Origin of the sequence: Tanticharoenia sakaeratensis NBRC 103193, assembly GCF_000963885.1 — a bacterium.
Classification (GTDB): domain Bacteria; phylum Pseudomonadota; class Alphaproteobacteria; order Acetobacterales; family Acetobacteraceae; genus Tanticharoenia; species Tanticharoenia sakaeratensis.
The window spans coordinates 18,228-27,941 of the sequence record NZ_BALE01000006.1; the positions used below are offsets into that span (position 1 = coordinate 18,228).

Consider the following 9,714-nt stretch of genomic DNA (forward strand, 5'->3'; position numbering starts at 1 on the left):
AGGATGCCGGGGCGCACCCGCCCCGGCATCCTCTGGAAAGCGTCATCCAGGAAAACGGATTTCCAAGGCAAAACCCCGCCGGCAGGACATTTGCCGACGGGGGTCGAGAACGACTTACGGGTTGCTGGACGTCTGCGGCGCGCCGGCGGCCGCGACCAGCGGGGCGCCGATGAAGTGCGTCACGATCGGCGTGCCGTTACCCACGGTATAGTTGAAGTAGAACCGGCCGAACTGCTTCGGCTTGTCGTTCGAAACAACGCCGTTGTAGCCTGGAATATTGCGATGGAAGGCTGTCGTCGGCCAGATGGGGTCATCGATGCCGGTCGCACTCTGCAGCGCACCCAGCAGATAGAGATAGGGATTGAGGTTGCCCTGACGACCATGCAGCTGCACGAGCAGCGCCGTGGCGCTCGCGAACTCAGGCGAGGAGACGGAGGTGCCGATCAGCCCGACATAGGAACCCGCGTCCGCCACGATGACGTAGGACCGCTGGGTATTGCCGTGGCCGTTGACCGCCGTGTCTCCGCCATTGCAGGGCGTGACCGCGCCGTACGGGCAACCGCCCACCTGCATGCCGACATCCGGCAGGGCGCGATAGCGGCTGCTGCCGGTATTGATGGGCGAGAGCCACTGGTAGACCGGCTTGCCGAAGATCTGCGACACGCCGCCGCCCGCACCCCACACCGCGTTGGAGATCGTCACGCCGACGCCATACGGATCTTCCGGCTCCAGCGGATCGCTGTAGGCATTTTCGCCGACATAGGTCGAATCGAGCGAGCCTGCGGTATAGCGCGTCACCACGTTCGTGCCGCCGACCGCGGTCACGTTCGGATCGGCCGCCGGGGTCGAGACGCCCGCGACATACTGCGAGGCCTGGCCGTTGAAATAGGCGGGCGTCACGCATTCGAGACCGGCTTCGTCGCCGGACGATGCGAGGAAGGTGATGCCCTGCGCATTGCCCTGCAGATAAATCTCGTGCTCGGTCTTCAGCAGGGACGTGTAGTCGGTGCCGTCATTGTAGGCGGCCGTGTAGTACAGCTCGCACTCGCCGAAGGACGACGACACGACATCCGCCTCGTTGTCGGCGACGATCGAGTTGTAGCCGTCGATGATGTGCGCATCCGACAGATCCGGGATCGCATAGAGATCGACATGCGCGCCCGGTGCACCCGTCAGGGCCTCCTGCGTATCGAGCGACGCCTCGTCGAAGGCATCGGAGCTGGTGGTTGCACCACCGTCGACCATCACGCGCTTGTGGAGCTTCGGATTGGCGGACAGACCGGAATAGGTCGTGAATTTCTCATGGGTGAAGACCATGTCGATGTCGCTGTCGAGAACATCGGACGACATCAGGATCGCGATCGTGGCGTTCGTGCCGTCAAGTCGCTGCTTGACGCCTTTGATGGTGACCTTCGCCTGATACGACGGATAGGAATAGGCCTGCTTGAGGTCCGTGAACCAGTAGCCGCCGGTCTGACTGCTGCGGTTCTGCGGCAGCGTCCCGTTCTTGAACATGGCGACACGATGCAGGAACGTGTGCGCATGCAGGTCCGCCTGCTCGAGACCCATGATGACCACGCCGGCGCTTTTCAGAACGGCCGGCAGCGTCATCCCGTGTGCTGCGAACGGCCGCACGAAGCCCGAGGCGGAGCGGCCCATTGCGATCTCGCTGCCGAGCGCACGCGCGACGGCCTGCGACGAGCCGCTGACATGAAGCAGTCGTCCCTTCTGCGAAACGGCGAGCCCCTGCGCGCGGAGTGCTGCCGATACTTTCGCCACCGTGTCGGCGGAGGGTCCGAAACGCGACATGAACGCATCGGGCGTCAGCCATTTGTGGTAGTCGGCGCTGTTCTTGTCCTGCTGGCGCGCCACGAGAGATTCGAGCCCGGCCTTGTCCCGCAGCGGGAGCGCCACCGAGAAGGCGACCGTTGTCTGTGCGCCGGTCGCAGCGACTTTCATCAGCGGCGCGGCCTGTGCCACGCCTGTGAGCGATGACAGCATCAGCGCGGCACCGATCGCCGTGCAGGCAACCAAATTCGAGCGTAAAAATCTTCCGGTCGTCATGCGGCTACCCTGACAGGTTAGATTTAGTTCGGTTTCGTTATAATGTCGCAAAGATGTTCGCGCAATGTAACGTTATGGATCGATGACGAAAAAATGATCGCCCGTTAGCAGCCCACTCGGCCTTTCTATCTTCCGTTTTCCTGACACACAGGAGCAACCGGGCTCGCAGCAAGAACAGGCGACACGCAGACCAGGCGGTCCCGTCCAGACTCCTTGGCTTCGTAGAGGGCGGCATCCGCTCTTTTCATTGCGTCTGCCCAGGTTTCGTCTGGTCCGACCCAGGTAGCGCCTGCGCTGAAGGTCACGCGCCTCAGCGGACGGGCCTGGTCGAACGGGGGCTCGGTAACAGCAATCCTGAGACGGGCGACACTGTCGAAACCGCTTGCATGCGGCTTCACGGTGGCAAACAGGAATTCTTCGCCGCCGTAGCGCCCGATATGGCTTCCAGCCTCCACATTTGCGCGCCATCGGGATCCGAGTTCGGCCAGCACTTCGTCACCAGCCAGATGTCCGTAGACGTCATTAATGTGTTTAAAGAAGTCGGTATCGAACAAAGCTATGAAGACGAGTTGTCCAGCGGTCGCGGAAGCTCTCATGTCTTCCAGAACCCGCTGCATCGCCCGCCGGTTGAGCAGCCCTGTCAGGACATCGTGCGTCGCCTGATATTCCAGTTCCCTGGCCTGCTCACGCAGGACATGTGTCTGCCGGTCGATCAGGACAGCGAGCTGCTTTTCCCGACGGCGATGGCGCCGCGACCAGAGGTGATGAGCAACATAAGCCGTCACAATAATGCTCAGCGCATAGAACACGAGGGCAGGCCAGCGTATCCACACGGGATAGGGCATGGTGAGAATCGCCCCGATCTCGGGCGAGACCCGTTTTGTCGACCCGTTGCAGACACTTACCCTGAACAGATGCGATCCCGGAGGCAGATACGGATAATGGACGCGATCGGCAGTAGTTAACCGCCATGCACTGTCCACACCTTCCAGCTTGTAGCGGAAACGGTACACGCTGGGCGCCAAAAGATCGCGGGTTCCGAGATCGATATCGATCCCCTGTGTCGAGTATCTGCCCATATCTGACCGGACACGCCGGCCACCCAGGAAAATTCCTTGAATGTAAGGTGCTGCTGGAACCCGGTCGAACACTTTGCGGGGATCGGTTATGTGCGACAATCCGCCGCTGGTTCCGATCCATATAGTCTTGTCCGTATCTTCGAATATAGCCTGCTGGCCGATATCATTCGAAATCAAACCGTCATCTGTTCGCAACAGGGTCCAGTTTTTCCCGTCGAAAACCGCAACACCGTTTGTCGCGCCGATCCATAGCCAATGTCGGCTATCGATACAAAGCGCGACGAAGTGCTTTATGCCTGCTTCCTGCACGCCTATTCGGGAGATGCGCGTGACATGTGCGCCGACGTGTTCCACATGAATGATGGCGACAGCCGTCACGATCCACAGGGATGACCGATTCTCAACGACAATCTGCATGATCCGATTGATGTCGATGTCCGGCAGCTTCGGCAGACGCAGGGCGATGCCCGAACGCGTCATGCCGACAAGTTCGGAGCCCTGAAATATCCAAACCAAACCGCCTTTTCGATCTTCACCTTCGACGGAAACGCCTGTCTCAAACCCACCTAACCTGGACGGGACGGCATCCGGTCGGGCGGTGTCCAGTGTGTAGACGCCGTGACCGGTCCCGATCCAGAGAAGCCCGTCATGTTCGGCCGCCAGATATAACGCTCCCGGAAGCGAAACGTCCGGCCCTGCGGACCCGTCTGGCAGAAACCGCGCGACCGCCTTGATATTGCGGACATACCAGATGTTCCCCATGTCGTCGGATCTGATGGAGATCGCGTATCCCCGTCGCTGCATTCGAAAATGCGTCGTCTGATCGAGATCGAACGTGTCGATGGCATTGTCCGTGCCGATCCATAACGGCCCGTTCAACTGCCGGGCAATCGACCAGACGGTATTATTGCTCAGACCGTCCGCCTCACTCCAGTTCTCGATGAAGTTTCGTCCGACAAGCTGCGCTTCGCCCGAACTGCAGAAGCCGATCCAGATCGATCCATCTGAGGCGCGCAGGATCGAAGAAACCAGATCGTCCGCGAGTATCGGCGTCGGCTGATGCAACGGATGCCAGGCGCCGTAACGCCATTCGAGCAAACCATGATCCCATTGGGTCAGAAGCGTGCCGTCCGACCCTTCGATGACAGCAAGCAGAAATGGCGTTGCATCATAACGATCGGAAACGAATGGAAGCTGCCGGGACGTCATCGACCCGTCCGACGGTATTCCCACCGCAAAGCCATGCAGCGATCGGGCAAATACCCGGTCCTGATTACCTATGGTGAGGCTAACCCATTGTTCTCCAATCGAGCCGGAGTGCGACGACAGACATCGCAGATAGGTATCCTGTCCGACCTTGCAGAGCGCGCCATCACCTCTTGCGACCCACAGGTCCGGGCCACGAACCGCGAACGCCGTAAACCGGTCTTGCGTCCGCAGGAGCGGCACCGCCCGCACGGTGTCTCGTGGTCGCAGATCGATATAGAACAGGACACCGGAGGAAAGGACCAACACCCCACTTTTCCATGGCGCCAGACCCCGCGCTACGTCGCTTCCAGAAGCTGTCACTGCGCCAATATTGACGCCTGGCACCAGTACGGCCCGGAAGCGCAAGCTCGTTGGATCATTCAACTGATCCGGTAAGTGCGCGATATAAAGTGTGCCCGCATAAGCAACGACAAGATCATGTGAAGGCGTACAGGTGATCGACTGGACCACCATTGAGTCCGGCACATTCTGTTCGGAGCCGAGCTGTTGAAATCGGACGCCATTGAAAAAGAACAGGCCGTCTTCAGTTCCGACAAGAAGCGTTCCGTCCGGCAACTGAAGCTGACATTCCACAGTCAGTGTACCAAGACCCTGATTGTGAAACTGTAGTGAAATAGTCTGCCCGAATGCGCATGTCGCAAGCAGTAATTTCGATATGAATACAATTATACAGAGAGTAAATCTGCGACTCATCGTGCCTTGCCAGCGCAGGACGCCGGACATCAAGGCAGCCCCTAGGATCTGGACGATATATTCGAAGTATTAACATATCAATAACGAAATCCCGACACTTTCGTGTGCTCACCGTTCCCCACGTATGGCCGTCAAGCCATGAACGATACGCAAGGCGACACATCCATATCGGGTCTCCAGCATGACACCATGCGGACATTCACGGCACTTGCCCTGATCGGCCATACCCGATAAGGAAGCCCCCTTCACATTCGTGTGCGGTCATTTTCTTACCTTTTTTGCCACTCAAAGGTATAAAAATAACCCGCACGTCTCTCAACCTGAACTTTCATTGCGCCGGACGTTGTCCCGCCCGCGAGCGAGCCTTCATGAGCCTGCATCCCGTCGTCTCCGCCGTCACCGATCGCATCGTCACGCGTTCCGCCGCCACGCGCCGCCGTTATCTGGCGCTCATGGCCCGTAACGCCGCGAACGGCATCGCGCGGCCACGCATGGCCTGCGGCAATCTGGCCCATGGCTGGGCAGCCTCCGGCGAGGACAAGGCGCGCCTGACGGCCGGGCGTGCGGTCAATCTCGGCATCGTCACGAGCTACAACGACATGCTCTCGGCGCATCAGCCTTACGGCCGCTACCCGGACCAGATGAAGCTGTTCGCACGCGAGGTCGGCGCGACGGCGCAGGTCGCAGGCGCCACGCCCGCCATGTGCGACGGCGTGACGCAGGGCCAGGAAGGCATGGAGCTGTCGCTGTTCTCCCGCGACGTGATCGCGATGTCGACGGCGATCGCCCTCAGCCACGGCATGTTCGAAGGCACGGCCCTTCTGGGCATCTGCGACAAGATCGTGCCGGGGCTTCTGATCGGCGCGCTGCGCTTCGGGCATCTGCCGGCCATGCTGATCCCGGCCGGACCGATGACGTCCGGCCTGCCGAACAAGGAAAAGCAGCGCATCCGCCAGCTCTTCGCCGAGGGCAAGGTCGACCGCGCCGCCCTTCAGGCATCCGAGGACGCCTCGTACCACGGTCCCGGCACCTGCACGTTCTACGGGACCGCGAACACCAACCAGATGATGGTCGAGATCATGGGCCTCATGATGCCCGATTCGGCCTTCGTGAACCCCGGAACGCCACTGCGACAGGCCCTGACGCGCGCTGCGACCCACAGGCTGGCCGCCATCAGCGCGGCCGGTCCGGAGCATCGGCCGCTGGCGCAGTGCGTCAACGAACGGGCAATCGTGAACGCGGCGATCGGGCTGCTGGCGACGGGCGGTTCGACCAACCATGCGATCCACCTCCCGGCCATCGCGCGCGCGGCCGGCATCACGATCGACTGGGAAGATCTGGATCGCCTGTCTTCGGTCGTGCCGCAGCTCATTCGCGTCTATCCCAACGGCTCGGCCGACGTGAACGCGTTCCAGGCGGCCGGCGGCATGCCGACGATGATCGCGAGCCTGCTGGATGCCGGACTGCTGCACGATACGATTCCGACCGTTTCGGCCGGCGGCTTCAGGGATTATGCCCGGCGTGCGGAACTGACGGGCGAGGCGTTGTCCTGGCGTACGGCGCGGCCGTCGGAAGACACCGCCGTCCTGCGCGACATCTCCGAGCCGTTCCGCACCGATGGCGGCATGCGCCTGCTGATCGGCAATCTCGGACGCGGCATCTGCAAGACCAGTGCCGTGGACGACAGCCGCCTCGTCATCGAGGCCCCGGCCGCCGTGTTCGAAAGCCAGGCGGACGTGATCGCGGCCTTCAAGAAGGGTGCGCTCGATCGGGACGTGATCGTCGTCGTCCGCTTTCAGGGGCCCGATGCCAACGGGATGCCCGAACTGCATCAGCTCACACCGACACTCGCCGTGCTGCAGGACCGTGGCCACCGGGTCGCCCTTGTCACCGACGGACGCATGTCGGGGGCGAGCGGCAAGGTGCCGGCCGCGATCCATATCGGCCCGGAAGCGCAGGCCGGCGGCCCGCTGGCCCTCGTGCAGGATGGCGATCCGATCCGGATGGATGCCGTCTCGGGCACGATCGACGTGCTGGTCGAGGCCGCCGTGCTGGCCGCGCGCACCCCGGCGCCGCATCCGCCCGCGGGCGTCGGCACGGGCCGCGAGCTGTTCACGCTCATGCGGTCCCGGATCGACAGCGCGGAGCGCGGCGGTTCGGCGATGCTCGAGGAAATGGAGCTGGCGCTCGACGAGGCGGATGCGGCCGCAGCCGAGCGCGAAAGCGCCGCCGCATAAGCGCGGGCCGCAGCGCCGACAAGGAGCTCGGGGCATTGTCCTGTAGACAGGCGTCGCAGAACAACGCCTTTCGAGGTCCCTTCGCCTGAGCATCGGCTTGCGCGGGTAACGGCCTGCGGCCGGCATCCGGAAGGCGCGCCGGCTTCTCGCAGCAGCCGCCAGCCCCTAAACGAGCAGACATCATCACCACCGCCGTTTTCGAGGACCAATTTCCATGCAGGCAGTCGAAACCATCATGCGCACCGGCCCGGTCATCCCGGTGCTGGTCATCCAGGACGTCGCCCATGCGCGACCCGTGGCCGAGGCCCTGGTTGCCGGCGGCATCCGCGTGCTCGAGGTGACGCTGCGCACGTCGTGCGCGATCGATGTCATCCGGGAGATGTCAGCGGTCGATGGGGCGATCGTGGGCGCCGGCACGGTGCTCAACGAGGACGATCTGGATCGTGCGGTCGATGCGGGTGCGCAGTTCATCGTAAGCCCGGGCCTGACCAAGGGGATCGCGCGGGCCGCGGCTGATACGGAAGTGCCGCTGCTGCCGGGCGTTGCCAATGCATCGGACATCATGCGCGGTCTCGACCTCGGCCTGAACCGGTTCAAGTTCTTCCCGGCCGAGGCATCGGGTGGCCTTGCCGCCCTGAAGGCCCTGAGCGCACCGTTCGGCGACGTGCGGTTCTGCCCGACCGGCGGCATCACCGAAGCGACCGCGCCGCAATGGCTCGCCCATCCGTCCGTCCTGTGCTGCGGCGGATCGTGGCTGGTGGGTCCGGGCGTGCCCGATACGGCGGCCATCAAGGCCCGTGCGCAGGCGGCGTCCGCGCTTCGGAGCTAAAAAGCAAGCCCTTACATACGCACTGGGCGCATGAAGTTTAAAAAATGCATGCGCTCCTCGCATACATCATATGCAAAAACGGGCATATGATGCCCGGTTGTCATCCGGGACCAGCCCAGTCCATAAACGTTCTTATGCACAACAGGAACGTTAGAAACGCGCGTGCCCGCTGACCGCCGGCTCGTTCTCGATGCCGGTCTGCGCGGATCGTCCGCACGCCGCAGCAGCACGCTCCGTCGCGGCCGGGCCGGCTGATGGATCCGAGCAAGCGCCCCCTCATCGGCCTTGCGGGCGTCATCACGCTCGCCATGGCCACCGAGCTGAACGAGCAGGTTTCGGCGCAGGCGCTTCCGAACATCATCGGCGGTCTTGGCATGAGTCACGACCCCGGGACGTGGTTCACGTCCGTGTTCTCGTCCGCCGTAATCATGGGCATGGCGATCGCTCCGTGGAGCGCCGTCACGTTCTCCCTGCGCTATTTCGCGCTGTTCGTCTGTTTTCTGGGCATTGCACCCTCTGTCTTCATTCCGTTCACCGACAATCTGACGCTGCTGTACGGTTTGCGGGTATTTCAGGGGCTGGCGACAGGCTTTACCGTACCGCTGCTGATGACGACGGCGCTGCGCGTACTCGCACCGCCGATCCGGTTGTACGGCCTTGCCGCCTATGCGACGACAGCCACGTTCTTCCCTAATCTCAGCACCGCGTTCGCCGGCCTGTGGACCGATCTCGTCGCGTGGCAGTTTGTCTTCTTTCAGTCGATCCCGCTCTGCACGCTGGCGGCTCTCCTGATCTGGTACGGAATGCCGCAGGACCCGCTCCGTTTCGAGCGGTTCGCAAAGTTCGACTGGCGCGGCGCACTACTGGTGCTGACGATTGCCATCTGTACCGGCACGATGCTGGAACAGGGCGATCGTCTGGACTGGTTCAACTCGAACCTGATCTGCGTGCTGGCGCTGGCAAGCGTCGTTGCAATTCCGCTGCTAGTGCTCAACGAGTGGCACCACGAACTGCCGCTGTTCAAAATCCAGCTGCTGGCCCGGCGAAACTTCGCATACGGCGCCATCACGCTGTTCGTCTTCGTCATCGTCGCCTCGACCGGCTCCAGCCTGCCTGCGGCATTCCTGCAGGAAGTCGCGGGCTATCGCCCTGAACAGGTCTACCTGATCACCATCGAGGTGGCGGCCCTGCAGCTCATCTTCCTGCCCCTGATGGCCGTCGTGCTGAACTGGGAATGGGTGGACAGCCGGATTGTCAGCTTCATCGGCATGTCGCTGGTGCTGACGGCTTGTATCGGGGATTCGTTCATGACGGTCGAATGGAACCGGGACGAATTCTACCTCTGGCAGGGCCTTCAGGCGCTGGGCGACGCGATGATCGTCATGCCGCTGCTGATGATGGCAACCAACAGCGTCATCCCGCAGGAAGGGCCGTTTGCCTCGGGCCTCGTCAACACGCCGCGTGCGGTGTCGGAGACGATCGCACCCTGGCTGGTTGAGCTGGTCCATCGCTGGCGGGGCGGGCTGCATTCGAACCGGCTGGC

5 protein-coding genes are annotated in these 9,714 nt (G+C 62.4%); 3 read left to right on the plus strand and 2 right to left on the minus strand.

Features of this window, described 5'->3' with window-relative positions; all coding sequences use genetic code 11:
• Positions 1–114: 114 nt before the first annotated feature.
• A complete protein-coding gene (locus B8446_RS02365; RefSeq protein WP_084712000.1) occupies positions 115–2,064 on the minus strand; it encodes a S53 family peptidase in 1,950 nt (649 codons plus the stop codon).
• Positions 2,065–2,189: 125 nt separating this feature from the next.
• On the minus strand, positions 2,190–5,135 hold the full coding sequence (locus tag B8446_RS02370) for a ligand-binding sensor domain-containing diguanylate cyclase (protein ID WP_084712001.1): 2,946 nt from the start codon (positions 5,133–5,135) through the stop codon (positions 2,190–2,192).
• A 338-nt stretch (positions 5,136–5,473) separates the two neighbouring features.
• On the opposite strand from B8446_RS02370, the gene edd reads away from it, so the two are divergent.
• The 3 genes from edd to B8446_RS02385 form a co-directional block, all read left to right on the plus strand.
• Positions 5,474–7,342 carry a phosphogluconate dehydratase gene (edd, locus tag B8446_RS02375; RefSeq protein WP_048846843.1) on the plus strand — a complete coding sequence of 623 codons (1,869 nt, stop codon included), beginning with the start codon at positions 5,474–5,476 and terminating at the stop codon, positions 7,340–7,342.
• Between the two features lie 214 nt (positions 7,343–7,556).
• The gene (gene eda / locus B8446_RS02380; protein WP_048846844.1) at positions 7,557–8,171 is read left to right on the plus strand and encodes a bifunctional 4-hydroxy-2-oxoglutarate aldolase/2-dehydro-3-deoxy-phosphogluconate aldolase; all 615 of its coding nucleotides are present in this window, start codon (positions 7,557–7,559) and stop codon (positions 8,169–8,171) included.
• Between the two features lie 254 nt (positions 8,172–8,425).
• Positions 8,426–9,714 (plus strand): MFS transporter (locus B8446_RS02385; protein ID WP_048846846.1); only part of this gene is annotated, 1,289 nt, incomplete at its 3' end.